Annotated in this window: 23 protein-coding genes; 5 read left to right on the forward strand and 18 right to left on the reverse strand. The window is 59.5% G+C overall.

Annotated elements, in window-relative coordinates; genetic code table 11:
• Nucleotides 1-49 precede the first annotated feature (49 nt).
• From FB593_RS22300 to FB593_RS22310, 3 genes are read right to left on the reverse strand one after another with little or no spacing between them, the layout of a single operon-like run.
• The gene (locus tag FB593_RS22300) at nt 50-1,732 is read right to left on the reverse strand and encodes a metallophosphoesterase family protein (RefSeq protein WP_038494863.1); all 1,683 of its coding nucleotides are present in this window, start codon (nt 1,730-1,732) and stop codon (nt 50-52) included.
• A complete protein-coding gene (locus FB593_RS22305) occupies nt 1,726-2,334 on the reverse strand; it encodes a dual specificity protein phosphatase family protein (protein ID WP_038494860.1) in 609 nt (202 codons plus the stop codon). The genes FB593_RS22300 and FB593_RS22305 overlap by 7 nt, the downstream gene beginning before the upstream one ends.
• Nucleotides 2,335-2,387: 53 nt before the next feature.
• A complete protein-coding gene (locus tag FB593_RS22310) occupies nt 2,388-3,227 on the reverse strand; it encodes an inositol monophosphatase family protein (RefSeq protein ID WP_112751653.1) in 840 nt (279 codons plus the stop codon).
• Between the two features lie 215 nt (nt 3,228-3,442).
• On the opposite strand from FB593_RS22310, the gene FB593_RS22315 reads away from it, so the two are divergent.
• Nucleotides 3,443-3,739: a PRC-barrel domain-containing protein gene (locus FB593_RS22315; RefSeq protein WP_003518197.1), complete on the forward strand. Its 297-nt coding sequence runs from the start codon at nt 3,443-3,445 to the stop codon at nt 3,737-3,739.
• 185 nt (nt 3,740-3,924) lie between these two features.
• On the forward strand, nt 3,925-5,445 hold the full coding sequence (proP, locus tag FB593_RS22320; protein ID WP_186447957.1) for a glycine betaine/L-proline transporter ProP: 1,521 nt from the start codon (nt 3,925-3,927) through the stop codon (nt 5,443-5,445).
• 65 nt (nt 5,446-5,510) lie between these two features.
• On the opposite strand, the gene FB593_RS22325 is transcribed toward proP, so the two are convergent.
• From FB593_RS22325 to FB593_RS22365, 9 genes are all read right to left on the reverse strand, one after another.
• Nucleotides 5,511-6,236: an SDR family oxidoreductase gene (locus FB593_RS22325; RefSeq protein ID WP_025595115.1), complete on the reverse strand. Its 726-nt coding sequence runs from the start codon at nt 6,234-6,236 to the stop codon at nt 5,511-5,513.
• Between the two features lie 55 nt (nt 6,237-6,291).
• Nucleotides 6,292-7,902 (reverse strand): FGGY-family carbohydrate kinase, encoded by a 1,611-nt coding sequence (locus FB593_RS22330; protein ID WP_060642856.1) that lies wholly within the window; start codon nt 7,900-7,902, stop codon nt 6,292-6,294.
• A 25-nt stretch (nt 7,903-7,927) separates the two neighbouring features.
• Complete coding sequence (locus FB593_RS22335) at nt 7,928-8,659, reverse strand: SDR family oxidoreductase (protein WP_013762241.1); 732 nt, start codon at nt 8,657-8,659, stop codon at nt 7,928-7,930.
• A 38-nt stretch (nt 8,660-8,697) separates the two neighbouring features.
• Nucleotides 8,698-9,675, reverse strand: a complete 978-nt coding sequence (locus FB593_RS22340) for an ABC transporter permease (protein ID WP_145166998.1) — start codon at nt 9,673-9,675, stop codon at nt 8,698-8,700.
• Nucleotides 9,665-11,167, reverse strand: a complete 1,503-nt coding sequence (locus FB593_RS22345; protein ID WP_013762240.1) for a sugar ABC transporter ATP-binding protein — start codon at nt 11,165-11,167, stop codon at nt 9,665-9,667. Before FB593_RS22345 ends, FB593_RS22340 begins: the two co-directional genes overlap by 11 nt.
• Before the next feature lie 71 nt (nt 11,168-11,238).
• A complete protein-coding gene (locus FB593_RS22350; RefSeq protein WP_013762239.1) occupies nt 11,239-12,150 on the reverse strand; it encodes an ABC transporter substrate-binding protein in 912 nt (303 codons plus the stop codon).
• A gap of 96 nt (nt 12,151-12,246) precedes the next feature.
• Nucleotides 12,247-13,131, reverse strand: a complete 885-nt coding sequence (locus tag FB593_RS22355) for an AraC family transcriptional regulator (protein WP_003518205.1) — start codon at nt 13,129-13,131, stop codon at nt 12,247-12,249.
• A gap of 378 nt (nt 13,132-13,509) precedes the next feature.
• On the reverse strand, nt 13,510-14,547 hold the full coding sequence (locus FB593_RS22360; protein WP_019566879.1) for an NAD(P)-dependent alcohol dehydrogenase: 1,038 nt from the start codon (nt 14,545-14,547) through the stop codon (nt 13,510-13,512).
• Between the two features lie 295 nt (nt 14,548-14,842).
• Nucleotides 14,843-15,433 (reverse strand): TetR/AcrR family transcriptional regulator, encoded by a 591-nt coding sequence (locus tag FB593_RS22365; protein WP_065705762.1) that lies wholly within the window; start codon nt 15,431-15,433, stop codon nt 14,843-14,845.
• Between the two features lie 121 nt (nt 15,434-15,554).
• Between FB593_RS22365 and FB593_RS22370 the strand changes: the two genes are divergently transcribed.
• Nucleotides 15,555-16,781, forward strand: coding sequence for an MFS transporter (locus FB593_RS22370; protein ID WP_145166999.1), 1,227 nt, complete (start codon nt 15,555-15,557; stop codon nt 16,779-16,781).
• Between the two features lie 84 nt (nt 16,782-16,865).
• Here the strand turns inward: FB593_RS22370 and FB593_RS22375 are convergent, their stop codons facing one another.
• Genes FB593_RS22375 through FB593_RS22400 form a run of 6 tightly spaced genes read right to left on the reverse strand, consistent with a single transcriptional unit; the run spans nt 16,866 to nt 22,921 of the window.
• Nucleotides 16,866-17,708 carry an amidohydrolase family protein gene (locus FB593_RS22375; RefSeq protein WP_145167000.1) on the reverse strand — a complete coding sequence of 281 codons (843 nt, stop codon included), beginning with the start codon at nt 17,706-17,708 and terminating at the stop codon, nt 16,866-16,868.
• Nucleotides 17,709-17,733: 25 nt separating this feature from the next.
• Entirely contained in the window at nt 17,734-18,723 is a 990-nt protein-coding gene (locus FB593_RS22380; protein WP_065705758.1) for an aldo/keto reductase, read from the reverse strand.
• Nucleotides 18,720-19,913: a mannonate dehydratase gene (gene uxuA, locus FB593_RS22385; protein WP_065705756.1), complete on the reverse strand. Its 1,194-nt coding sequence runs from the start codon at nt 19,911-19,913 to the stop codon at nt 18,720-18,722. The genes FB593_RS22380 and uxuA overlap by 4 nt, the downstream gene beginning before the upstream one ends.
• A 3-nt stretch (nt 19,914-19,916) precedes the next feature.
• Nucleotides 19,917-21,389 (reverse strand): mannitol dehydrogenase family protein, encoded by a 1,473-nt coding sequence (locus FB593_RS22390; protein ID WP_065705832.1) that lies wholly within the window; start codon nt 21,387-21,389, stop codon nt 19,917-19,919.
• Between the two features lie 19 nt (nt 21,390-21,408).
• Nucleotides 21,409-22,149 (reverse strand): SDR family NAD(P)-dependent oxidoreductase, encoded by a 741-nt coding sequence (locus FB593_RS22395; RefSeq protein ID WP_003518213.1) that lies wholly within the window; start codon nt 22,147-22,149, stop codon nt 21,409-21,411.
• A gap of 22 nt (nt 22,150-22,171) precedes the next feature.
• Entirely contained in the window at nt 22,172-22,921 is a 750-nt protein-coding gene (locus FB593_RS22400; protein WP_019566872.1) for a GntR family transcriptional regulator, read from the reverse strand.
• 151 nt (nt 22,922-23,072) lie between these two features.
• On the opposite strand from FB593_RS22400, the gene FB593_RS22405 reads away from it, so the two are divergent.
• Nucleotides 23,073-24,113: a sugar ABC transporter substrate-binding protein gene (locus FB593_RS22405; RefSeq protein ID WP_019566871.1), complete on the forward strand. Its 1,041-nt coding sequence runs from the start codon at nt 23,073-23,075 to the stop codon at nt 24,111-24,113.
• A gap of 139 nt (nt 24,114-24,252) precedes the next feature.
• Complete coding sequence (locus FB593_RS22410) at nt 24,253-25,293, forward strand: ABC transporter permease (RefSeq protein WP_019566870.1); 1,041 nt, start codon at nt 24,253-24,255, stop codon at nt 25,291-25,293.
• Nucleotides 25,294-25,303 lie beyond the last annotated feature (10 nt).

Here is a 25,303-nt window from a genome sequence, read left to right on the forward strand (position 1 = left end):
GTTGATCTACCCCGTTCACATCGCGGATTGCGTCGAAAAAACCTACGGATCACACCGCAACGGATTGGAGTTGCGGTGTGAGACGGAGCTCCAGATTCCGCAAACCGCCTTCGGCACGGTCGAGAAACAGCCCAAGGGCACCGAAGAAGATTTCGATAAAACTCTTAACCGAACCGTCGTGGTGATCGGGCTCACGGCCGAACCGCTCCGCCAGCATCCGGTAAAGGGAAAGCCGTTGAGGCGCGATATGGACAAGCGCCAGACCCGCGCCCTGACGCAGGCAATACCAGTCAGCAATAAGCTCGAACATCGGCAGATCGGAGGAAAGCCCGACATCATGCAAGGCAAGGCTTTTTTCACCAAGCAGGCCGATAACCTCGGATGTGGTTTTATCCGCAATCGCCGACACGATCCCGGCTGGCCACTCCTTGGTGAAATAACGATGCCTGATAAGCGCGCGTTTGTGGCCAAGCAGGAAATCACCATAATTGCCGGCCGCAAATGCGCGGTCCTCATCCTCGCCCGCAAGTGCCATTTCCTGCGCATACCCCCGGCAAATGCGGCGGTTTATCGGCAGCGCGGCCATTTCCACCGTCTCGACGGAAATCTCGTGCTGCTGGGGATGAACGACCTTGAAGGCGGGTGGAAAGGCAACCAGAGACGGCACAGCGATATTGGTGAGCGAGGTTTCCCCTTCCCCACGCCGGGTTACGCCTTCCACATGCAGATGTCCGCTGAAATGGACTTGGAGCCCCGCCTCAACCAGCGCATCCTCAACCGCCTTGCGCGGCGTGCGACGCACCACGTTGGTTTCGCCGAACAGCGCACTTTCGGCACCGCTTGCGCCATCGAAGGGATCGAGCGCCGGATAGTGCGAAAAGCCGAGCAAAGTCTTGCCGAGCGCCTGCGCTCTTTCGCGCACATCGGCAATCCAGTCGATGATGAAGGGCTTGCAGCGCAAAAGCGCATTCCAGCCGCCAGAGGTACTGTCGGTGAAAGCCGCTTCCTCACCCGTCTCGAAAGTGCCGTCAAGCGGTTCGAAAATATTGGCGTCGATCATGAGCAGCCAGAGGCCCGGCTCCGGCTCAACCAGATAAGATGCGTCCATCAGCCGGTAGATATTGGTGCCATCGGGGGAAAGCACCTCGTAGAGACGATCTTCCGTCGCATCGGAAAGCCCGAACGGTGTTTCCCAATGCAGATAGTTCGGCTGGCGGAAATATCCGAAAGCCGCCATCGGGCCAAGGCCAACGGGGTAGCCTTCGCAATACATCCGGTCGCTGATCACCACCCGATCACCGGCCCGCCGCGCATCGCTTGAAACGGAAAGGCATTTGCCGTTCTCCGTCAGAAACTCCTTGGTATGATGTCGGCCACGCGGACCGAAAATATCGTGGTTGCCGGGCAGCGCATAAAAGGCAGTGCCATGGGTATCACGATGACGCTCCAGAATACCCTTCAGCGTTTCGGATGTCGCGCGCTGGCCGTCGTCGGTATAGTCGCCAAGCAGCACCACATGGCGAATGCCCCGCTGCCGCACTTCTTCGAGTGCAGCATGCAGCGCATCGGCGCTTTCGTTGAAAACACGGGTGGATTCGCGTGTATCCGACCAGCTACGCATGGTGATGCGTTCTCCATCGACCTCTATGCCGGGAAAACCGAAATCGGCCGCCGTGTCATGGAAATGGGCGTCGGCAATGACGGCGACGGAAGGAAGCGTGCGTTTCAGCATGGTTGGACAGTCTTTCTGCCTTCGACCATATCGATCCAGTCGGAAGCGCGGCGGGCAGCAGCATAAAGCATCGGTTTCGGTGTCTCGAACCATTCGTCCGGCCGCAATTCCCGCTTCGTGCGGATCACAGCCAGTGCATCGTCGAGGTTAGGGTAAAGATGCGGCTGCTGCTTGTGCAGGAAAAGCGCGACCAGCGATACCGAGCGGCTGCGGCCGCTGCGGCAATTGACGAGCACATTGCCGCCATCGGGGAACGGATAGGTTTCGCGCTTCGGCATGGTCTGCCGCAATGCGCCGTCGAGAATATAATAGGCCCCCAGCATCATCGTGTCCGGACTGCCTTCGCCGTCGATAAGACCGAGCTTATAATAACGGATGTCGCCATACCCCACCGCGCACCTGTCGCCATCTTCCGCCAACGCCTGCACGAGATTGATATCCAGATTGACGGCGCAGTTGACGACGGTGGTAATGCCGTGCCGGTGAAGGAGCCCAAGGTCGCTCGCACCATCGCTGCCGCCGATATAGAGCGCAACGTTACGCGGGCCGAGCCCTTCCGCAATCAGGCTGATCGCAGGCCGGGCATAAACGGGTCCATCCATCTCATTCCTCCACATGCACCAAGCACCCTTCACGGACGGGCGCTCGTCTAAACTCAGGCCGATACGGCCCGCTGCCGATCCGAAGGCTGCCGCTCTGCCAAAGGTATCTTCGATGCCCGGCTGACGCCGCTTGCAACACCGCTGGCTGCGGCCAGCACCGGCCCGCCATTTTCAAGACTACCGATCTCCAGGAAAGGGCAGACGTCGCCGCCAGCTTCGCTGACGAGTAGCAGTCCCGCAAGACAATCCCATGAATTCATGTGCAATTCGAGATAGGCATCGGAGCGGCCATCGGCCACATAGGCAAGCGCAAGCGCACCGGAACCGGCGCGGCGCACATTGGTGCCCATATCGAGCAGGTTCTTGACGACATCAAGATAGGTGGCATTCGCGATACGGGTCGACCAGCCCATTTCGATTGAGGCCGCATCGAAACGTTCCGTCTGCGCAACCTGGATCGGCTGCCCGTTACGCGTCGCCCCCTCACCACGTCGGGCGAAATAAAGTTCATTCAGAGCCGGATTATAGATAGCGCCGATTTCGGTTTGCCCGTTTTCGACATAGGCGATGGAGATGCAGAAGTGCGGAATGCCGCGGGCGAAATTTGCGGTGCCGTCCACGGGATCAACGACCCAGACGCGATCACCGATCACACCGCCGCCCTCCTCGCCGAAAAAACTGTCCTTAGGAAAGCAGGCCGAGATCGCGCCGCGAATATGCGCTTCGGAGGCTGCATCCGTCACCGTCAGAAAGTCCTGCGGGCCCTTCATTGAGAAGCTGCGTGTCGCCTCGCCCTGAAAGCCTTTCAGCACCAGTTCCCCGGCGGAAAGAATAACGCTGCGGCACAGTTCGGCACGGGCTGCCAACGTATCCGGATAAGGCATCAGGTCCATGCGAAATAACCATCTCTCAAAAGATTGAACACGCGTTCATATTGCACACGTGTTCAATCTTTTCAAGCGTGATTTTGCGGCGGGCGGTCCGCTGGAGTTCATACCAGTCCCCTAAGCGTTCAGACAACCGGTTTAGCCCAAAATCCCCCAGACGCGATGGAACGGTTTTGCACTGCGGGAGTTTCCATATCGCAACCCAAGCAGGAGGAAGAAAAATGGATCACGCCAATCACGTACGCCTCGTTGAAACCGAACTGACACCGTCGGTTCTGGAAGGTGCAACAGTTTATGGCGCAGATGACCACAAGGTCGGCAAGGTCGATCACGTCCATGGCGTCGGCGCGGCAAGCACCGCGATCATCGACGTCGGCGGCTTTCTCGGCATCGGCGCAAAGCCCGTCGCAGTACCGCTCAGCGATCTCGATTTCATGCGCGATGAAGACGGCGATGTCCACGCGATTACCTCGTGGACCAAGGATCAGCTCAAGGAAATGCCTGAGCACCACCACTAATCTTTAAAGAACGCCCGGCTACCAGGCGGGCGTTCTTTTTTCTCCTGTCGGGCGACCCCGCCCATACTCCCCATAAGATGAGCTAAGGCCCGATTGTTCTGCCGACCGATGGAACGCTTAAGCGTATCGAGCATTTTCATGGCGCTCAAAAAATTCGGGCGCAATGCAGTTCAGGGGGACAGCGATTGAACAACCAGATGCAGGCCACTCCGCTGAGCATCGACGACGTCACCGTCATCGATGACGAGAAGGTCAAAAAAGCAGTTACGGCAGCCGCTCTCGGTAACGCGATGGAGTGGTTCGACTTCGGCGTATACGGCTTCGTCGCCTATGCCGTCGGCAAGGTCTTCTTCCCTGACGCGTCACCCGCCGTTCAAACGGTGGCGGCGCTCGCAACCTTCTCCGTCCCCTTCCTCATCCGCCCATTGGGGGGCGTATTTTTTGGCGCCATGGGCGACAAATTCGGGCGTCAAAAAGTCCTCTCCCTGACAATCATCATCATGGCCGCGAGCACCTTCTGTATCGGCCTCATCCCCGGTTATGCCACCATCGGCATATGGGCACCCATTCTGTTGCTGTTATGCAAGCTTGCCCAGGGGTTTTCCGTTGGCGGCGAATATACCGGTGCTGCCATTTTCGTGGCGGAATACGCGCCTGACCGGAAGCGCGGTTACCTTGGAAGCTGGCTCGACTTCGGCTCCATCGCCGGCTTTGTGCTTGGCGCGGGGCTCGTGGTGCTGCTCAGCACCGCGATGGGTGAAGCCAAGTTCCTCGACTGGGGCTGGCGCATTCCGTTCTTTCTGGCGGCACCCCTCGGGCTGATCGGGCTTTATCTGCGCCACGCGGCAGAAGAAACACCAGCCTTCACCGAACGCCTGCAGCGCTCCGAAGAAGAAGACCGGCAGTCGCTGAAAGAGCGCCCCATGGTTCCCATCGCCGAGATCGTGAGCCAACATTCCCGCTCGCTGGCAATATGCATAGGCATGGTCCTCGTGACCAACGTTACCTATTACATGCTGCTCACCTACATGCCGACATATCTGTCGAAGACGCTGAATTACAGCGAGGACCATGGCGTCCTCATCATCATCGCGGTTATGGTTGGCATGCTGTTCGTCCAGCCCGCCATCGGGCTTTTGAGCGACCGGATCGGACGCAGGCCGTTTCTGGCGGTTGGCAGCACGGCGATCCTGTTTCTTTCACTGCCGGCATTTCATCTCATCGCCAGCGGACAGGTTGTTCAGATTTTCTTCGGCCTGCTCATCCTGGCGGTCGCACTCAACTGCCTGATCGGGATCATGGCATCCACCCTCCCGGCCCTTTTCCCGGCCCGCATCCGCTACAGCGCGCTGGCTATCGCGTTTAATATCTCGATCATCGTTGCCGGGCTCACGCCGACACTCACCGCATGGTTGGTGGAGGTAACGGAAAATATCTATATGCCGGCCTACTATCTCATGGTCGCGGCCATCTTCGGCATTGTGACGACATTTTTCCTCAAGGAAACCGCCAACCGGCCGCTTTATGGCGACACGCCGAATGCATCTAGCCGAAAGGAAGCGAAGTCGCTTCTTGCAGAGCAATATCTGCACATCGAGAAAAGCGTCGATGAGATAGACGACGAATTGCTCAAACTTGAAGAACAGAAGGAAATTCTTCAGGCAAAACGCAACCAGCTGGTTGGCAGACATCCGGATCTGACCTGAGCGGATATCCAGTCCTGGAATAGGATGCGCGGCGATGCATTTGCACCCCGCGCATCCCTTAAACGTCAGACGGCGAGGAACCCGCCATCGATGGGCAACACCGCGCCGGAAATCATGCTGCTATCATCTGACAGAAGCAGTGCGATGCTCTGTGCCACGTCTTCGGCCTCGGCAAAGCGCTGCAGCGGATGGCGAACCATCATTGGTGCGCTCTTGGCCGGATCGTTCCATGCTTCGGCAGCCAGTTCAGTCAGCGTGATGGTCGGCGCCACGGCGTTGACACGGATGCCGTGCGGCCCGAGCTCCTTGGCAAGAACGCGGGTCGCGCCTTCAAGCCCCGCTTTCGAGGCCGCGTAGCAGAGATGATCCTGAAAACCGCGATGACCGGCAATTGACGTGATGTTGACGATTGCGCCGCCGCCACCCTTTGCGACGCGGGCACGGGCGAATTCCTGGCAGGTGACGAGCGCGGCACGCAGATTGATGCCGAGCACAGCCTCATAACCTTCGTCGCTCATATCAAGCACGCTTTCGAGCACGTTGATGCCGGCGCTGTTGATGAGAAAATCACAAGGACCCGCTTCGGCCATTGCGGACCGCGTTGCAGCCACATCGGCAAGATCGACACGGATCGAGCGTCCGCCGATTTCGCTTTTCAGGCTGTCGAGATCGGACTGGGTCCGGCTGATTGCCACGACCTCAGCACCGCGCGCGGCCATCAGGATAGCGCAGGCACGGCCGATGCCCTTGCCTGCGCCGGTGATGATGACGGATTTTCCGGAAAACTGCATGGAATCCTCTTTATTTTGCGGCCAAGACGGCCGGACGATGGAAGCGTGGGGCGCTTCAGGAATGGTTTGCGGAACGAATGGCGCGCGCCGCATTTTGCAGTGCCAGAAACGCGTCGTAGCGTGACTGGTGCACTTGGCTGAATGCAGCGTCCGGTGCCGAATATTTGGCAATACGCGACATGGCGGGCATTGCGGAAATCAGGTCGGGATAGGCCTTGGCAGCAACCGCACCGAGCATTGCCGATCCCAGAAGCACCGGCTCCTCGCATTCGGTGAGTTCAACCGGGAGCCCCGTCGCATCCGCCAGCAATTGTCTGGCAAGCGGATGCGCGCCCGCGCCGCCGCTGACACTGATCGTTTCCACGGGAGCGCCATGACGCGCCTGCGTCTCGATGATCTGGCGAAGCCCGTAACCGAGGCCGAGAAGCCCCGCCACGTAAAGCGCGACAAGCGAATCCACCCCCGTCTCGGTGCCGTAACCGGCAATGACGGCACGGGCATGAGGATCGGCGAAAGGCGCGCGGTTGCCGAGGAACTCCGGCACCACGTGAAAATTCTCGGCAATCTTTACGGCAGCGGAAGCAGACGTGGCCAAAGCCAATGCACGGTCGGCAAGCCATGCAGGTAATGACTTGCCTTCTTTTTCGGAAAGCGCCTTTGCCTCTGAAAATGCCGGGTGCAATTGCACCAGATAATCAATGGCCGCACCGGCGGCGGATTGGCCGCCTTCATTGAGCCACGCGCCGGGAACCATGGCGGAATAATAGGGACCCCAAACACCCGGCACGAAAGCCGGCTCCGAGGTGGTTGTCATGGTACAGGAAGAGGTACCAAAGACGTAACCGAGGCACCGCGAAGCATCGCCGCCCGCAGCCACCGTGCCGACACCCCCGGCATGCGCATCGATCAGACCGGCGGCAACGGCGGTTCCAGCAACCAGCCCCATGGCTGTTGCGGCCTCATCGGTCAAACCATTACCCAGCGCCGTGCCTGGATGAACGACGCTTTCACCGATACGGCGGAATCCCTGCTCCGCCAGATCGCCAAGCCCGATGCGGGTGAAATATTCCGCATCCCAACGTTCCTCATGGGCGAGATAAGTCCATTTGCAGGTAACCGTGCAGGCGGAACGATCGAGCGCGCCTGAGGCTTTCCAGGTCAGGAAGTCCGTCAGGTCGAAGAAGTGCTCGGCGCGCGCATAGATATCCGGCCTGTTTTCGCGAAGCCAGAGCAGCTTGGGCGTCTGCATTTCCGGGGAAATCCGACCGCCGACATATTTCAGAACGGCATGTTCGCCCGCATTGATCCGCTCCGCCTGTTCGACGGCGCGGTGATCCATCCAGACGATGATATCGCGCTCTGGATGATCCGGCGCGCCGACCGGAAGGGTCTCATCCTCAGGCCCGCGCACCACGAGCGAGCAGGTGGCATCGAAACCGATGCCAACCACGGCTGCGGGATCTATGCCGGCGCGCGAGACACTTTCCCGCACGCTGTCGCAAACGGCTTTCCAAACCTCACCGCTCGATTGTTCGGCTATGCCGCCGTCTTCGCGATGCATCGTGATCGGGCGCTTGGCGGTGGCCAGAAGCCTGCCCGCCACATCAAAGACACCGGCACGCGCAGAGCCGGTACCGACATCGACGCCAATCAGGTAGGAAGCCATTTGCGATACTCCTTGGGAGTGTAGTTTAAACGCGGTCGAAGTTGGTGGGCAGCACCAGCATGTCGCGGATGGTGACGGTGCGCTTGCGGGTCAGCATGTAAACCACCGCATCGGCCACTTCACTCGCGTCGATGAGGCTACCCGATTCCTTGGCCTTGCGAAGATTTTCTTCCGGCCAGTCTGCCAGAAGGGCCGAGACGACCGGGCCGGGAGAGACCTGCGCGACGCGCACACCATGCGGGATCATCTGGCGACGCATGCCCTGCACGAAGCTGGTGATCGCCCATTTCGAACCAGAATAGACCGGTTCCCAATAGGTCGGGAAATGTCCGGCGATCGAGCAGGTGACGATGATGTCGCCGGTCTTGCGCTCCGACATGTGCGGCACGACGGCCTGTACATTCTTCATCACGGCATTGACGTTGAGGTTCAACATCTTGTCGATGGCTTCCGGCGTGGTTTCGGTGAGATCGCCACCGATATAAGTGCCTGCGTTGCAGTAGAGAATGTCGATGTGATCGACCTTCTCAAGGATTTCCGGGATCATGGCATTGCAGCTGTCTGCATCCAGAAGGTTCGTGACCTGCGCGATGGCGCGCTTGCCGAGTTTACCGACAAGTTCATTCAGGGCTTTCTCGTTCCAGTCGACCATGACGACGGTTGCACCGTTTTCCAGTAGCGCCTCGGTGGTGGCGAGGCCAATACCGGACGCGGCGCCGGTGATGACCGCGATCTTGCCTTGCAGCAATTCAGACATTTAATTCTCCTGCTTCTTTGAAGATATGACGTGTGGGCTCAACGCCAGTCGCGCCCGATATAAATGGCGAGCAGAATGATCGCGCCCTTGATGACATCCTGCAGATAAGGGTTGATACCCATGAGATTGAGGCCGTTATTCAGGATGCCGAGCAGCACCGCGCCGATGAGGGTACCAAGAATGAGCCCGCGTCCGCCGGCAATCGCCGTGCCGCCGAGAACCACGGCCGCAATGGCATCCAGCTCGAAACCGACACCCGCATTGGGCTGTCCGCTCATAAGCCGGCCGGTCAGAATGAGAGCTGCAAGCGCTGCCGTCACGCCTGAGATACCATAGACGGCAAGCTTGACGCGCCGGGTCTTGACGCCGGAGAGGCGCGCGGCCAACTCGTTGCCGCCAAGTGCATAGACGTGACGACCGAAAGCCGTACGCTGCAAAAGCACCCAGGCCACGGCGTAAATCACCGCCATGATGATAACAGGCACCGGCACGACGCCAACGCGACCGACGCCAAACCAGGAAATCCAGCTCGGAATGCCGCTGACGGGATAACCGCCGGAATAGATGAGGCCGAGACCGCGCGCCATTCCCATCGTCGCAAGCGTGACGATGATGGCCGGCATCTTGCCCCAGGCGACAAGTGCTCCGTTGAAGATACCGATGCCAAGTCCGATGAACAGCCCGGCCGGCAAGGCGAGCGACGCAGGCAGGCCGGTATTCACCATCAGGCCGGCAGACAACGTGCCGACCAGCGCCATGACCGCGCCGACCGACAGGTCGATGCCGCCCGTGAGGATGACGAATGTCATGCCCACGGCCAGAATGCCGACGACTGAAACCTGTCGCAGCACGTTCATGATGTTGTTCACGCTGAAGAAATTGTCGCTCGCAAGACCCATCAGGATCGATACGACGATCAGGCCCGCCAGAGGCAGGGCGAGTGGCGAGCGCAGCATGCTGCCAAGGCCGAAACCGCTCGTCTTTTCGGCAATGCCGGTATTTGCATCAAGCGACATGTTCAACCCTCCCGGTGGTGGCGTTTGTCATTATTGTTTCTGAATTGATGTCTGCGCCCTCGACGGTGGCGACGATGCCCCCGGAGCGGAACACGCAGACGCGGTCCGACATGCCGATCACTTCCGGCAGCTCCGAAGAGATCATGATGATAGAATAGCCCTTGGCTGCGAATTCGCGCATCAGCGCATAGATTTCCGCCTTCGCGCCGACATCGATGCCGCGCGTCGGTTCGTCGAAGATCAGGACGCGCATGTCATGGTTCAGCCAGCGGGCGATAACGATCTTCTGCTGGTTTCCACCGGACAGCGTGTCCACGCGGGCATAGGGTCCCTGTGCCTTGACCTGAACCTGCGCCATCGCCTTTTTCGTGTGCTCCAGCTCTTTTTTCAGGTCGATAAACCAGTGAGCCTTCTGGTACTTGCGATAGTTGTTGAGGGAGATGTTCTGCAGGATGGAGAAACTGGTGATCAGACCCTCTTCCTTGCGGCTTTCCGGCAGCAGGCCAATGCCGCGCATCAGTGCCTCATCCGGGCCGGAAAAGCGGGTCTCGACGCCATCGACCTTGATCTTGCGGCGCGAAGCGGAATGCGCGCCAAGCATGGCCAGCACCGTTTCCGTACGCCCGGAACCGACAAGCCCGGCAAAACCGAGTATCTCACCCTGCCGTAGGGTAAAGCGCGAGACCGGCCCGCCTTTTTTCAGTTGAAGCTCTTCGACCTCGATCACGTTGCGCGCAGCTGTATCGATCTTCGGTTTGGGCGGAAAATTGGCCTCGATGCGCCGGCCGACCATCATCTCCACCAGACGGTCATTATCGACGTCAGAGGTGAGGCAGGAGCCGATGAGTTCGCCATCACGCAGGACGGTGATGCGGTCGCAGATCTCGAATATTTCCTCGAGATGATGGGAAATGAAGATGATAGCGACACCCTGACGCCGCAGCTCGCGCATGACCTTGAAGAGATGCTCGGTCTCGGACGGGGTAAGCGTCGCAGTCGGCTCATCGAGAACCAGAATACGCGCATCGAGCGAAAGCGCCTTGGCAATTTCCACGAATTGCTGCTGGGCAACGGAGAGGCGGTGCACCGGCACATCGAGCGGAACGTCCACGGCCAGACGGCTCATGATTTCGGCGGCACGTTTACGCATCGCGCGCTTGTTCAGCAGGCGCAGCGGTCCGCGGATTTCGCGTGCCAGAAACATGTTTTCAACCGCATCGAGATAGGGGATCAGGCTGAATTCCTGAAACACGATGCCGATACCGGCGGCAATCGCCTCATCGTAATTGGCGAAGCGGCGGTCCTTTCCGTCAATGCGGATCGTGCCCTCCGAGGGCTGCAAAATGCCGCACAGGATTTTCATCAATGTCGACTTGCCAGCGCCGTTCTCTCCCAGAAGCGCATGCACCTCGCCGGCGCGCGCCTGCAGGTCAACGCCGCGCAGGACCTCGATCTTGCCGAAGCTTTTTCTTATTCCATTCAGTTCCAGCATTTTACCCTCCTCGATGGTCGGGACATGTCCCGCCCCCACACGAGGCGGGGACGGGACCTGGGGAGGAATTCTTACCAGCTGAAGTCGCCGGCGTTCTTGCTGTCAACGACCATGACGTCGATCGGTACTTCCTTCGGAACGACGCGGGCGCCCCACTTCTGGGCAAGCGCCATGGCAAGGCCAACGCGCACCTGGTCACGCGGGAACTGCGCGGTCGTTTCGATGAAAGGGCCGCCGTCGGCAATTGCCTTCACAGCTTCGGGAGCACCATCAACCGAGGTCAGCTTGATGTCCTTGCCGGAGCCCTGGATCGCAGCGAGTGCACCCATTGCGCCGCCATCATTCACCGAGAAGATACCGGCGAGGTTCGGACGGGACTGGATCATGTTTTCAACGACGCCGAGCGCAACGGAGCGGTCCTGACGACCATTCTGCGTGTCGACAAGCTTGATATCGGCAAATTCTGCAAGCGCTGCCTTGCAGCCTTCGACGCGCTGCAGGATCGGCACGACCGGGATACCGTCGAGGATTGCAACTTCACCCTTGCCGCCGAGCGCATCACCGAGATGCTTGCAAGACTTGTAGCCTGCGTCACGGTTCTTCGAGCCGACGAAGGTGTCGACCGGGCCGTTTGCGTTGGCGTCGACAGCAACGACAATCACGCCGGCAGCTTTGGCAGCGTGCACGGCGGCTTCGATGCCGGCGCTGTCGGTCGGGTTCAGAAGCAGGATGTCGATCTTCTGCTGCAGCATGTCTTCCACGTCGGAAATCTGCTTTGCCACATCGTGGCCGGCGTCGGTGACGACAACATCAGCGCCGATGCTTGCCGCGGCTTCCTTCAGCGCTTCCTGCATGGACACGAAATAGGGGTTGTTCAGTTCCTGGAACGTCATGCCGATTTTCAGCTTGTCCTGTGCCAATGCCGGAGCGGCCATCATTGCAAGTGCGGCCGATGCCATCAGGAACTTGGATTTCATTCTCATAGTAACTTCCTCCCGTTTGGAAAATCTGGGCAATAAGAGCCCGTTTCCGGACAGTCCTCTGCCCGAATTGGTGAAAAATCCGCGATGTATCTTGGTTTAATCCGCCATGACCGCTGCCTTCTGGGCCGCGAATACCGTACGAAACCTCGATGGCGACATTCCCTTCAGCTTCAGGAAATGCCTGTTGAAATTCGAAAGGTTTGAAAAGCCCACGTCGTAGCAGACTTCCGCCACCTTCACGTCCTGATCCACCAGAAGCATCTGGCAGGCCAGATCGATGCGCAGCTGATTGCGATAGCGCACCAAAGTCGTTCCCGTATGTCGCTTGAAGGCACGGGAAAAGGCACTCTGGCTCTGGCCAACCATGTCGGCCAGATCGATTTCCTCGACCTGTTCGGTCAGGTGCTGGCGCAGATGCGACAAGGCGCGGTTGATGCCGCTATCGCCGATGCCCGTCAGGTCCAGCTCGTAGCTCAGGCTCGCCAGCACCTCGGGCGCCGGCGCATTGACCAGCAGATCGAGAATTTCCCAAAAAATCGCAAGACGCTTCAACCCCTGCGCCTCGATCAAACGCAGTATCAGCGGGCGAACGCGATCGCTGGTCTCATCGTCGAACAGAATGCCGCGGCGGCTGCGGTCCAGAAGGGCGCGAACTACCTCCATCTCGGACATGGAAGCGCAGGCATCCTCGATAAAAGCTTCCGGAAACTGGATGACGAGAGAGCGCGTGGGAACGATCTCGTCCGGCTCGATCTCGCTGATCCAGTTTTGAGGGAGATTTGGGCCAGTCATGATTAGCTGGCCCGGGCCGAAGCGACCGACGAAATCGCCAATGTAGAACGTGCCTGACGTCGCCACGACCAGATGAATTTCATATTCGGGATGGTAATGCCAGCGCACGGTGCGGAACGGATAGCCATGCCGCCAGGCGGCGAAGGATTCGCCCTTGCGGATATGTACCAGTTCCAGATCGGGCTGCATCGATGTTTCCTCCCATCGGTCACGTCCGCCGTATTCGCGGAGCAAAGCCATTCCTCTTTATGGCTCGTCCCAGGCGTTGATGGGGAGCATATGGCCTGCGGCACATTTACTTCCACATCATACCGGGGAAATTACCGATACTTTTTTGACTGTTTTTTGTCAGAAATTGAAGAGTGCCGTGCATCCGCCGACAACTAAGCCAGCGGTTGCGCCCATTTTTTCGCGCAGTTGCACGCCATACGCCCAGAAAATGCGCATCTTAAAGATCGATGTGATGATTTTTTAAAGCTCGACCCGCCGATCACCAGCAGGTCGAGCTTATACTTTTCCGAAGGGTTTTTGACGCCCCTGCATCGGCAGGCGGCTTGCCGGAAGGGATTATTGCGGCATCAGAATTTGCAGCTTCACGTCCGTTTCCCTTGCCTCCACCGCACGATCAAAACCGGCAATGCTGTCTTCGAAGGGAATGGTCGCGGAGATCAGCGGCTTCAGATCGACCTTGCCGGACGCGATGAGAGCGACCGCACGGTCATACACATTGGCGTAGCGGAAAACCGTCTCCACCCGCAGCTCTTTTGCCTGCAAGCCGACGATATCGACCGGCACCGGATCGACCGGCATACCGACGAGGACGATGGCGCCGCCGGGACGTGCGAGTTTCGCCATACCGAGCACGGCGGGTGCAGCGCCAGAGCATTCGAAAACGACATCGCAACCCCAGCCATCCGTCGCATCAGCCACGGCCTGCGACAGGTCACGTTCGCGGATGTTGACGGTCTCGATGCCGTCATAGGCTGCGATGATATCCAGCTTCGGCTGGGCAAGATCGGCAACGATAACCTTTGCGCAACCGCCGGCTAGCGCCGCCAGCGCAACCATCATGCCGATCGGACCGGCGCCCGTCACGATGGCAACATCGCCGGGCTGAATACGCGCCCTGAGCGCTGCCTGCATCCCGATGGCGAAGGGTTCCACCATGGCGCCTTCGGCAAAGGAAACGTTGTCGGGCAACTTGTATGTAAAGGCGGCGGGATGAATGACTTCCGGTGTCAGGCAACCGTGAACGGGTGGCGTTGCCCAGAAGCTGACCGCCGGATCAACATTGTAAATGCCAAGTTTGGAGGCGCGCGAGGTCGGATCGGGAATGCCCGGCTCCATGCAGACGCGATCACCCGGCTTCAGATGCGCAACCTCGGCACCGGTCTCGATTACCGTTCCGGAAGCTTCATGGCCCAGCACCATCGGCGCATGCACAACGAAATGGCCGATCTTGCCATGGGTATAATAATGGACGTCCGAGCCGCAAATCCCGACGGTATGGGTACGGATGCGCACATCCTTGGGTCCGAGCTTGCCGGGAATGTCGAACTCCCTGAGCGAGAGCTTTCCTTTTTCTTCCAGCACCAGTGCTTTCATCTCATCCTCCGTAGTTTGCGAAAGGCCTTAGAGCGAATTCAAACAGCGTGATGCGATGCAATTTCGACAAAAGTAAACAGAAATCAGCCGGATCGGCCGGTTTTTCTTCAAGGAGGAAAAACTGTATCGATGAGCCCGCAATTTCTTATCATCCCTGGCGCGCCAACGAGTCTACGGGGGAGAGAGACAGCACGATTCGCTCAGCGCGCTTCGGGGAATATCGCCGGCTCAGGGTTACCCACTCAGCCGGAACGAGATTGACACTGATGTGTACGCAGAACCGGCGACAAGCGGATCAGCGTGTGATCCTCAGCCCTTCCAGAAAGGTGCGGAAACTGTCGACGGCGCGTTTCGAGGTCGTTTCGGGGTCGTCGGAATTCGCGATCCACTGGGCTGCACTGCTGCTCGCCGCATTGATGAAACGCGCACAGGCCTCCGGATCAATGTCGACGATCGTCCCTTCCTGCTTCAGCGCATCGAGACTTCGCGCAACGGCCGAGATACAACCATTGGCATTTGGCCAACGTGAAGGGTCGCCGAGAACGGCTGGCCCATCACGGAACATGATCCGCTGGATTTCCGGCTCCAGAGCCATGAGAATGTAACCGACATTTTCCTCAACGAAACCCTCCCAACGCGTCGCGGCCCTAGACGAAATGTCACAGAGCCTTTTCGTCATCTCGGCGTCGATCTCACCCACAACCGCCAGCAGCAGGCCTTTCTTGTCGCCAAAATGATGATAAAGCGCGCCGCGGGTCAGCCCTGCTTCGGCAGTGAAGTCGTCCATCGAAGCGTCGGCATAGCCGATGCTGCCAAATGCCTTGCGGCCAGCGACCAGAAGCTTCGCCCGCGTCTCGGCAATCATTTCACTGCGAGGTTTGCGCATTTTTTCTCCGAATTCTACATACGTCGCGTATACTAGTTGACATACGCGACGTATGCAATTATTTCATTTGCATACGCCACGTATGTTTGTGGTGGGTACTCCCTAAACAAGGTGCATCCCGATGTCTAATCCATATAGAGAAATTTTCCGGGCTCCGGGCGCCAAAGGCTTTTCCGCCGCAGGCTTCTTTGCCCGTCTTCCGATTGCGATGGCACCGATCGGCATCGTCGCCATGCTTTCCCAGACCTATGGTGAATATTGGCTTGCCGGTGCGGTCTCGGCAACCTTCGCGCTGACCAATGCCGCGGTTGCGCCGCAGATTTCCCGATTGGTGGACCGCAAGGGCCAGAGCAGCGTCCTTGTCCCGGCCACCATCATATCGGTCATCGCCTTTGCTATCCTGATTATCGCGACCAACCAGAGATGGCCTGCCTGGACGCTCTTTCTTTCAGCCTTCCTCGCCGCGGCCATGCCGAGTATTCCCGCGATGATGCGCGCCCGCTGGACGGAAATCTTCCGTGACCGGCCTGAGCTGAACACTGCTTTTGCATTTGAATCCGCCGCCGACGAACTTGTCTACATCGCCGGCGCCTCGCTCTCCGTCGGTCTCGCGGTCTCACTCTTTCCGGAAGCAGGTATGATGATCAGCACCGCCTCGCTGGCACTCGGTACCTTTGCCTTTCTGCTGCAACGATCGACCGAACCCAAGGTACGCAGTTTTGAAAGTGGCAGCAGGCAACATTCGGCTATCCGGCTGCGTTCGGTCCAGATCATCACGGTCGCCCTGATCTTCGTAGGGTCCACTTTCGCCACAGCCGAGGTAAGTGCCGTTGCCATCACCAAAGAACTCGGTCAACCGGAAGCTGCCAGCCTCGTCATCGGCGTCTATGCCATCGGTTCGTTTGTCGTCGGCCTGCTTCTGGGCGCGATCAACCCCAAAATGCCGCTGCAACGGCAATTGCTGATCGCCGTCAGCGTCCTTGCGCTCACCGCGCTGCCGCTCCTCTTTGCAAGCACGACAGTTTCCCTGCTTGCCTTCGCCGTATTCCTCAGCGGCGTTGCAATCTCTCCCATCTTCATCACGGCATTTGGCCTGATCGAGCGCCGCGTCCCGGAATCGATGCTGACGGAAGGCGTGACCTTGGTGATGACCGGCATCGGTATCGGCATGGCGCTCGGCGCCTTCATTTCCGGCTGGGTGATCGATAATTTCGGCCCGAGCAACGGCTTCTGGGTATCGATTGCCGCCACCCTGTCGACAGTCACCATTATCAGCCTCGGTCAGCGCAGCCTTTCTGGAGAGACCAACCGCTCTGCGACGACAACCGCAGCGCAGCCAGCCGAGTAAAGCACAGGCGTATGAAGCGCGCGCCGGCGCGCTTCTTGGCATATCCGGCCGACGCAATGCACAATCGGCATGAAAAGCTGCAAGCTATGTCGCCAAATAAAACAGTCTGGCATTGCGGTGGCCGATCGATGCCTGCTCGTCGGGCGAGAGCGTTGAAAGAAGCTCACTCGTCATACCGATCCATTCCGGTAGACCCGAGCCGAGATCGACCACCGGCCAGTCGCCGCCCCAGACCATTCTCTCAGGTCCGAACAGGTTGATCACGTTTTCCAAATAGGGTGTCACGCTTTCCAGCGTCGCGCATCCCGGTGCACAATAGGCGGTGATGCCGGAGAGTTTGACGAAGAGATTGGGCAGCGTCGCCAAGTCGGCCATACGCCCGCTCCACTCCCGAAAATCGTTTCCGGCAATGTCCGGCGTGCCGCAATGGTCGAGCATGAAGCGCACATCGGGGCAGGCCCCGACAAGTTCGGCGGCAATGGCAAGCTGGCGGGAATGAAAACACAGATCGACCGGCCATCCGGCCTTTCCAATCGTGCGCACGTTTCGTCGGTAATTTTCCTCGCGGCTGAGGTCGTCGGGCATAACGTGGAGAATGCGCCGGAAACCGACCACGTTGAGGTGGCGGCACTCCTCCAGCCAGGCTTCGAAACCATTATCCGTTTCCGGTCGGCAACTGGCGATCTGGCCGAACATCGGCAAGCCACCCTCGCCGATCATGCTGGCGATGAGGCGAGCCTCAGCCTGATAGTCGCCGTCATCCACCCCGCTTTCCATGAAGATCGTACCCACTACGCCACATCCCTCGACAAGCGCTGCGTAATCAGCCTGGGTGAAGCTTCCCGCAAGGCTGGGCTCCCCTCGTGTCCAGGCATAACCGAGCTTGCCTCGCAAGATCAGATGCTGGTGAGTATCGATCAGATCCATGGCGTCCTCCTCCCTGTCGTTGCGGTCAATTTTCGAGGGCGAGCGCGTCGAAACCCGCCCAGGCGGCGTCCGGCACGGCCGTTTCGAAAATAGACAGGTTGCGCAAAAGGCTGTCCGGTTTTGCGGTGCCGATCAGGACACTTGCGACATCGGCATTTTGCAGCGGAAAATGCAGGGCAGCGGCCGCAAGTGCAACCCCGTGCCCGGCAGCGTGGAGCTCCATGGCGCGCACCCGCTCCATGACATCTGCTGCTGCTTCACTATAGTTGAAAGTCGCACCCGGCCTTGCACCCGTCGCAAGAATGCCAGAGTTGAAGACGCCGCCGATGACGAGCGAGGTGCCGGTTTCCGCACAACGCCCCAGCAGCTTTGCTGCAGCCGACCGGTCGAGCAGCGTGTAACGACCCGCCAGAAGAATGCAGTCGATCTCGTCTATCTCCATGAGGTTCAGACAAGCCGGAACCTCATTCACGCCAAGACCGAACGCGCCGATCCGGCCTGTCGCCTTCAACTCGTGCAGGGCCTCGATGCCGCTTTCGGTGAATATCCTGAAATGATGGCGATAGGCCTCTTCCCCAAGCGTGGTCTCCTCCAGATCGTGGACATAGAGAATATCCACTGAACCGAGACCAAGCCGGGCGAGGCTTTGCTCATGCGAGCGCATGATGCCATCATAGCTGTAGTCGTATTCCACCACGAAAGGCAGTGCATCGACAAAACCGTAATCCGGTGTCACGCCCGCTTCAGCCGGTTTCAGAATCCGCCCGACCTTGGTGGACAGCACGAATTCGTCGCGTGGTTTCCCCTGAAGAAAATCCCCGAGGCGGCGTTCGGAAAGGCCCTGCCCGTAATAGGGTGCGGTATCGAAATAGCGGATGCCGGCGTCCCAGGCGGCTTGCAGCGTCTCCATCGCATCTTCGCGGCTGACGCTGCGATAGAGATTACCGATACCGGCCGCGCCGAAGGAAAGTTCGCTCAGCGACAGCGCCGTGCGACCAAGTTTGCGGGTTTTCATGCGGCACCCTCCTCGCGGCGAAGCTGGCGCTCAATGGTGCGGATGACGCCGCGGAGTTCGCCGAGCCCCTTCATGCGGCCAATGTAGGAATATCCGGGATTGGTCTTTTTGGTGATGTCATCACCCAGCAGATGGCCGTGGTCAGGCCGCATTGGAATATTGGTGCGGCGGCCAGCCTTGGCGGCGGCCCGCTCCTCGCGCAACAATGCCTCGATGACTCCAATCATGTCCGTTCCGCCATCCAGATGATCGTCCTCAAAGAAGGAACCATCCGGCTCAACGGTCACATTCCGAAGATGGGCGAAATTGATGCGAGACGCGAACTCCCGTGCCATCGCCACAAGATCATTGTCGCTGCGGGCGCCGTAGGAGCCGGTACAAAGGGTGATGCCATTGTTCGGGCTTTCAACGGCCGAGAGAATGGCGCGAATATCTGCAGGTGTCGACACAACGCGCGGCAGGCCGAACAGGGAGAACGGTGGATCATCAGGGTGGATGCCGAGATGCACGCCCACCTCTTCCGCCACCGGCACGACCTCTCTCAGAAAGGCCAGAAGATTGCCCTGCATGGTCGCGCTGTCGACGCCATCGAACGAAGCAATCAGAGCGGCGATGGATTCGCGCGTCTGCACCAGGGCGCCGCCCGGCAGGCCGGCGATGATGTTACGCTCGAGAAGCGACTGGTCATCTTCGCTCATTTGCGCAAAACGCTTTTCGGCTCGCGCCACGAGCGCAGGATCGTAATTTTCAGCAGCACGAATACGCTTCAGGATGAAGACGTCATAGGCGACGAAATCCGCCATTTCGAAGCGCAGCGCCAATCCGGTATTGCGTGCCTGCCAGCGCAGGTTCGTGCGTGTCCAGTCCACCACCGGCATGAAATTGTAGCAGACGACGGGAACACCCGCGCGACCGAGACGGGAGAGTGTATCTTTCCAGCGCGCAATCGCCTTCGGCGCATCGGCATCGCCGCGCTTGATGGACTGTTCCATCGGAATGGATTCGCAGACACTCCATTCCAGACCGGCCGCCTCGATCATCGCCTTGCGTTTGGCGATCTCTTCGGCCGGCCACGCCGTGCCGTCGGGGATCTGGTGCAGCGCCGTTACAACGCCGCTGGCGCCGGTCTGCCGCACATGCTGCAAGGTGATGGGGTCCGATTCACCGAACCAGCGCCAGGTTTCCTTCATATTCTACTCCTCCGAAAAATGCCGTTCGATGGCGCCGAGTGCGCCGTATTGGACGATGTCGCGATAGACCGCCCGAAGCGCCGTTACGAATGCCTCATCCGCCTGCCATTCAGGCCCGAAGACGCGACGGAATGTTAAAAACCGGTCGATGACCGCGTCCTGCTCTTCGCCGTTGCCGGTGGGTGCACTCCATTCGGAAAATGCCGGATCGGCCATGACAATTGCCTCTCCCCGCTCGTTCAGCGCTGCGCAGGACCGTATCCACATGGCAACAGCAAAAAGAGCGGCCGTATTCGGCGCGCCTGCGGCACGTAGCTCCGCAAGCGGCGCGAGAATGCGCTGCGGCACTTTCTGTGAAGCGTCAGAGGCGATCTGGGCGGCGCGATGACGAAGGGCGGGGTTGGCGAAACGCTGGCGCAGACCGGCAACATAGTCCGGTCCGCTGACGGCCGGGCTCAATGTCGAACCAACCTCCCGCCAGTAACGGTCGACGTAACCGCGTACACGCGCATCGGCATAGATATCGGCGATCGTCTCAAGCCCGCTGCATTGGCCGATTGCGGCCATGGCGGTGTGAGCGCCGTTCAGCATCCTGAGCTTCATATGCTCATACGGCTCGACCTCATCAACGATTTCGGCACCTGACAGCTCGATGCCGGGGCGACCGTGCGGAAAGCGATCCTCGATTACCCAGCGGAAGTAGGGTTCCGCAATTACCGGCCAGGCATCCTCGCAGCCGAGACGCGCCGTCACACGCTCGCGGTCAGTTGCGGTGGTGGCGGGCACGATGCGGTCCACCATGACGCAGGGGCAGGAGAGATTTTCCGCGATGAAGGCAGCGAGATCATTATCGGTGAGACCAGCCATCTCCACCAGAAGACGGTGCAGGATGCGACCGTTGGACGGAAGATTGTCGCAGGAGAGCAAAGTCAGCGGCACAGCCCCGGCGGCCCGCCGGCGTCTTGTCGCTTCCAGCAGAAAACCGAGCGCGGAGCGCGGCTTTTGCGGATGCGCCAGATCATGAACGACATCGGGATGGTCACGAAGAAGCGTGCCCGCCGACAAATCGGCGAGGTAACCCTTTTCCGTGACCGTCAACGTGACGATTCTGACCCGCGGATCGGTCATGGCTTGCAGCAGCCGCTCCGGATCCTCAGGAGCGACGATGGTCTCGAGGATTGAACCGACAATCCGCAGCGTTTCGTTTTCACCGTCACGCAGGCAGAATGTATAGAGATTGTCCTGCGGCGCGATGGCATCGCGAGTATCGGGGCTGCGCAGCGAGGCAGCGACAATGCCCCAGCCGGTTTCGCCACGCGCCAGGCAATCGTCGATGAAGACCGCCTGATGGGCGCGGTGAAAAGCGCCAACGCCGAGATGCACGATACCCGGTGTCACCGCTTTGCGGTCATAGGCGGGCAAAAGGACGTCGTTTGGCAGATGCGGCAACGCAAGGGACGAGAGGCGTTCTGTCATGGTCATTTATCTCCGTATCTCAGCCGAATTGCAGGCCGCCATTCATGTCAACGACAGTGCCGGTCATGAAGCCGGACAGCGGCGAGGCGAGGAAACCTACGGTATGGGCCACCTCCTCCGGCTGGCAGAACCGCCCGACCGGAATGGCTGCAAGCTGGCGCTGGCGGTCTTCCTCTGACAGTTGCTCCATGATCATCGGCGAAACCACATAGGCCGGCGCGACTGCATTGGCGGTGACGCCGAAAGGGGCAAGTTCGCGAGCGGACGAGTAAGTGAGGCCCACCAGCGCCGATTTCGAGACCGAATAGGCCGTGCCCGCCGTCAGGCCACCGGACTTCCAGGCATAGGACGAGATGTTGATCAGCCGCCCCCAGCGGTTTTCCTTCATGGCGGGAACGACGGCCTGCGTCAGCAGCAGGGCGGCATCGAGATTGACGGCCATCAGCCTGTGCCAGTCATCAAGCGTGGTCGCTCCCAGCTTGTGCGGCGACAGCACACCGGCATTGTTGACGAGAATGTCTATGACCTCGAAACGGTTGGCGACATCTTTCATGACGGCCTGCAGCGCAGTCGCATCGCCGAGATCGACGGCGACGGGATCACAAGCACCGCCAAACCCCTCCGCAAGCGCCGCAACAGCTTCGATGTCGCGATCGAAGGCGATTACCCTCGCCCCTTGCGCGACCAGCGCCGCAACCACGGCACGGCCGATGCCGCCACAAGCGCCTGTCACGAGCGCCGTCTTGTGTTTCAGTTCCATTCTGTCTCCTCCACGTCCACTATCAAATGGACAAATGCTTCCGCTCTTCTTCAGGCAACTGTTCGTAGATCACGAAAACCATATCCAGATGCGTCACCAGCGCCTTTTCCGCACCTTCGGCATCGCCACGATCGAGAGCATCCACGACTGCCAGATGCTCTTCGATGACGGCGGGCAATCGTTCCGGCTTTGCCCAATAACGATGGAACCGCGACAGGGTCACCTTGGCGGCAAGGATCGCCTGCCAGACACCTTCGCGACCGGAAAACGTGCCGAGCAGGCGATGAAACGCCTCGTCGGCATGGAAGAAGCCGGATGCGTCGTTGGCGGCAATCACTCTTTCCTGCTCGGCGATGACGTCGCGCATCGTACGGCTCATTTCTTTCGTCCACTTCGGCGCGACTTCGCGCAGCAAAGCCACTTCGAGTGAACGGCGGATAAAATGGCTGTCCTGAATTTCGCCAAGCCTGATCGGCGCAACAAAGCTGCCGAGTTGCGGATAGACGTCCACAAGACCCTCTTCCGACAGGCGCTGGATCGCGGCACGCACCGGGGTGCGCGACACCGAAAACTGACGGCAGATCGAGTTTTCACTGATCGGCGCACCGGGCGCTAGGCGGACCTCGACGATCGCCTGACGCAACGCCGCATGAACCTGATCGGCAACCGAGCCATAACGATTGACCACAAGCTCCACGCTTTCGATTCCGGAGCCGGGGGCCTCTTGATGAGAGCCGCGCCCAGTGAAACCGGCAGTGGTGTTTTTCGTCATGAACGCTCCCCTTCAAAAGGCGGTCGTGAAAATCTCATTGCTACTTGGATACAAGTATACTAGTGTCCATGGTGCTTACGCAAGTCGGCTGTTGGGAGAAAGAGCGATTAAGGGAGGTTCCAGTCGCTTTTTTTAAGGAGCAGGCCGTTTCATGGAGGAGAAAAACATGACGTATTTCATGCGCAGCCTCGTCGCTGCCGCAATCATCGGCGCGGGAGCGTGCGGTGTCGCGCAGGCGGCGGACGCCAGCAAGATCGCCCTCGTTCCGGGCGGTCCGCACCCTTATTTCGCCGCCTGGGAACAGGCCGGCAAGGACGCGGCCAAGGACTTCGGCCTGGCTGGCGCCGACTATAAGGTGCCGCAAAAGTGGGAACTGGCACAGCAGAACCAGCTTCTCGAAAGCCTTCTGAGCCAGGGTTATAACGGCTTCCTGATTTTCCCAGGCGATCCCGTCGGCGCGGTCTCGACAGCAGAGGAACTGACCGGCAACGGCGCGAATGTGATTGCTGGCGCCGGATGCTTCAAGGACCCCTCGCCCGCCGCCTTCTGCCTTGGTACCGACACCGGTAATTCCGCTTATCTCGGCACCAAGGAGCTGATCAAGGCGATGGGAGCGGGCAAAAAACGCATCGCTCATTTCACCGGCTTCCTTGTTGACCCCAACACCCAGCTTCGTATCGATGCCGTAAAAAAGGCAGCTGACGAAGCCGGCGCCGAGGTCGTTCAGGTCATCGCCGATATCGACGCGCCGGAACCGGCGGAAGAAAAGATCAGCGCCTACCTGGCCGCCCACGCTTCCGAAGTGGACGGTATCGTGACCACAGCCTGGGTTCCTGCGGTCGTTGCCTCCAACGCACTGCGCAAGATCGGCGACAAGCGTATCCACATGGTCGGCATCGACCACGACGAAGTCGTGCTGAAAGCGATCAAGGACGGTTTCGTCGACGGCACGATGCTTCAGAACCCCTATGGCCAGGGTTATATCGGCGCGTTTGCACTGAGCAAACTTCAGGCCGGCTGCAAGGTGAAAGAAGATGCGCCGTTCAAATCCAATGCGCTGACGACCAAGTTCATCGATTCCGGCACCGCCTATGTCGATGCCGCCAAGGTGGACAACTACATCGATGCCATGCGCGCCGAGACTAAAAAGCTGCTCACCAACTTCGATACGACCTATCTGAGCTGCAACTAATCATGCCTCGAGCGATTGCCGGGCGGCAAACGACCGCGCCCGGCAATCTGCCCCGCCAGAAAATATTCTTTCAGGCCGCAGCGCAATGACCAGGCGACCCGCGCAGGCGCTTCGGGCGAACCAATACCGGGACAGTTTCATGACCGTGAACGATACTTTGCTCACAAAGGGCTCGCAGGAGGGCGACAGACGAATGGGGTCCAGCCTTTCGCAAGGCCGCTTTTTTCTGACCAATGAATTTGGCCTCATTCTGCTGATCGTCGTCTTCGCCGTCATTTTTGGCGTCGCGGCCAGCGGCTTCCTTTCGCCTTTCAATCTGTTCACGCTTGGTCGCAGTGCCGCGATCAACATCATGATCGGCCTGTCGATGATGGCGGTGATCGTGACTGGCGGCCTCAATCTTGCCGTTGGAGCGATCGGCGTCTCGGCGGCCATGGCCTGTGGTTATCTGATCGAGGTGCTTGGCGTGCCGTGGCCGCTCGCCCTCATTGGCGGTCTCGCCACCGGCGCGGCGCTCGGTTTCGTCAATGGCTGGACCGTCATCCGCACGGGGCTGCACAGCTTCATCATCACGCTTGCCACCATGAGCATCTTTTTCGGCGTGATGATCTTCCTGACGCGCGCCGAGGCCTACCGTGGCCTACCGCCGATCTTCGCAGCCTTCGGAAAAATGAAGCTCGCGACCTATTTCTCGCCGCTGCTTCTCGTCACGCTCGCAACGGCGCTTGCCCTGTCCTTTCTCTACCGACGCACCGTTCTTGGCCGCGAAATGCTGGCGGCAGGCGCACGCCCGGAAGCGGCGGAACTTTCCGGCATTCGGGTCGACCGTATCTTCATTGCCTGTCACATGCTGTCGGGCCTGCTTGCAGCACTCGCCGCCCTGATGCTGGTGACGCGCACGGGCGCCGCCATTCCTTCCATGGCAGGCCAGCTTGGGCAGGACTGGCTTCTGCCAGCATTTCTCGGCCCGGTTCTCGGTGGCACGCTTTTGCAGGGCGGCAAGGTTTCGGTGCTCGGCACCTGTCTTGGCGCACTTTTGGTCACCATGCTCACCAGCGGCCTGCTGCTGCTTCAGCTCGGTGAATTCTGGGTCCAGACATTTCTCGGCCTGCTGCTGTTGCTAGCGGTTTTGATGGACAAGGCGCGGCGAAGCTATCTCGCCCGACGTAACCTGGCTTGAGGACTGGACG

The sequence above is a fragment of the Rhizobium sp. SJZ105 genome (assembly GCF_007828365.1).
Lineage (GTDB): Bacteria > Pseudomonadota > Alphaproteobacteria > Rhizobiales > Rhizobiaceae > Agrobacterium > Agrobacterium tumefaciens.

What these genes read in the sequence shown, in the direction of transcription:
- FB593_RS22405 (WP_019566871.1), top strand. Translation starts at nt 23,073, where the DNA reads ATGGAGGAGAAAAACATGACGTATTTCATGCGCAGCCTCGTCGCTGCC.
- FB593_RS22305 (WP_038494860.1), bottom strand. Translation starts at nt 2,334, where the DNA reads ATGGATGGACCCGTTTATGCCCGGCCTGCGATCAGCCTGATTGCGGAA.
- FB593_RS22335 (WP_013762241.1), bottom strand. Translation starts at nt 8,659, where the DNA reads ATGTCTGAATTGCTGCAAGGCAAGATCGCGGTCATCACCGGCGCCGCG.
- FB593_RS22315 (WP_003518197.1), top strand. Translation starts at nt 3,443, where the DNA reads ATGGATCACGCCAATCACGTACGCCTCGTTGAAACCGAACTGACACCG.
- FB593_RS22390 (WP_065705832.1), bottom strand. Translation starts at nt 21,389, where the DNA reads ATGACAGAACGCCTCTCGTCCCTTGCGTTGCCGCATCTGCCAAACGAC.
- FB593_RS22360 (WP_019566879.1), bottom strand. Translation starts at nt 14,547, where the DNA reads ATGAAAGCACTGGTGCTGGAAGAAAAAGGAAAGCTCTCGCTCAGGGAG.
- FB593_RS22380 (WP_065705758.1), bottom strand. Translation starts at nt 18,723, where the DNA reads ATGAAAACCCGCAAACTTGGTCGCACGGCGCTGTCGCTGAGCGAACTT.
- FB593_RS22345 (WP_013762240.1), bottom strand. Translation starts at nt 11,167, where the DNA reads ATGCTGGAACTGAATGGAATAAGAAAAAGCTTCGGCAAGATCGAGGTC.
- FB593_RS22355 (WP_003518205.1), bottom strand. Translation starts at nt 13,131, where the DNA reads ATGCAGCCCGATCTGGAACTGGTACATATCCGCAAGGGCGAATCCTTC.
- FB593_RS22410 (WP_019566870.1), top strand. Translation starts at nt 24,253, where the DNA reads ATGACCGTGAACGATACTTTGCTCACAAAGGGCTCGCAGGAGGGCGAC.
- FB593_RS22375 (WP_145167000.1), bottom strand. Translation starts at nt 17,708, where the DNA reads ATGGATCTGATCGATACTCACCAGCATCTGATCTTGCGAGGCAAGCTC.
- FB593_RS22365 (WP_065705762.1), bottom strand. Translation starts at nt 15,433, where the DNA reads ATGCGCAAACCTCGCAGTGAAATGATTGCCGAGACGCGGGCGAAGCTT.
- FB593_RS22400 (WP_019566872.1), bottom strand. Translation starts at nt 22,921, where the DNA reads ATGACGAAAAACACCACTGCCGGTTTCACTGGGCGCGGCTCTCATCAA.
- FB593_RS22300 (WP_038494863.1), bottom strand. Translation starts at nt 1,732, where the DNA reads ATGCTGAAACGCACGCTTCCTTCCGTCGCCGTCATTGCCGACGCCCAT.
- FB593_RS22395 (WP_003518213.1), bottom strand. Translation starts at nt 22,149, where the DNA reads ATGGAACTGAAACACAAGACGGCGCTCGTGACAGGCGCTTGTGGCGGC.
- FB593_RS22330 (WP_060642856.1), bottom strand. Translation starts at nt 7,902, where the DNA reads ATGGCTTCCTACCTGATTGGCGTCGATGTCGGTACCGGCTCTGCGCGT.
- FB593_RS22340 (WP_145166998.1), bottom strand. Translation starts at nt 9,675, where the DNA reads ATGTCGCTTGATGCAAATACCGGCATTGCCGAAAAGACGAGCGGTTTC.
- uxuA (WP_065705756.1), bottom strand. Translation starts at nt 19,913, where the DNA reads ATGAAGGAAACCTGGCGCTGGTTCGGTGAATCGGACCCCATCACCTTG.
- FB593_RS22350 (WP_013762239.1), bottom strand. Translation starts at nt 12,150, where the DNA reads ATGAGAATGAAATCCAAGTTCCTGATGGCATCGGCCGCACTTGCAATG.
- FB593_RS22370 (WP_145166999.1), top strand. Translation starts at nt 15,555, where the DNA reads ATGTCTAATCCATATAGAGAAATTTTCCGGGCTCCGGGCGCCAAAGGC.
- FB593_RS22310 (WP_112751653.1), bottom strand. Translation starts at nt 3,227, where the DNA reads ATGGACCTGATGCCTTATCCGGATACGTTGGCAGCCCGTGCCGAACTG.
- FB593_RS22325 (WP_025595115.1), bottom strand. Translation starts at nt 6,236, where the DNA reads ATGCAGTTTTCCGGAAAATCCGTCATCATCACCGGCGCAGGCAAGGGC.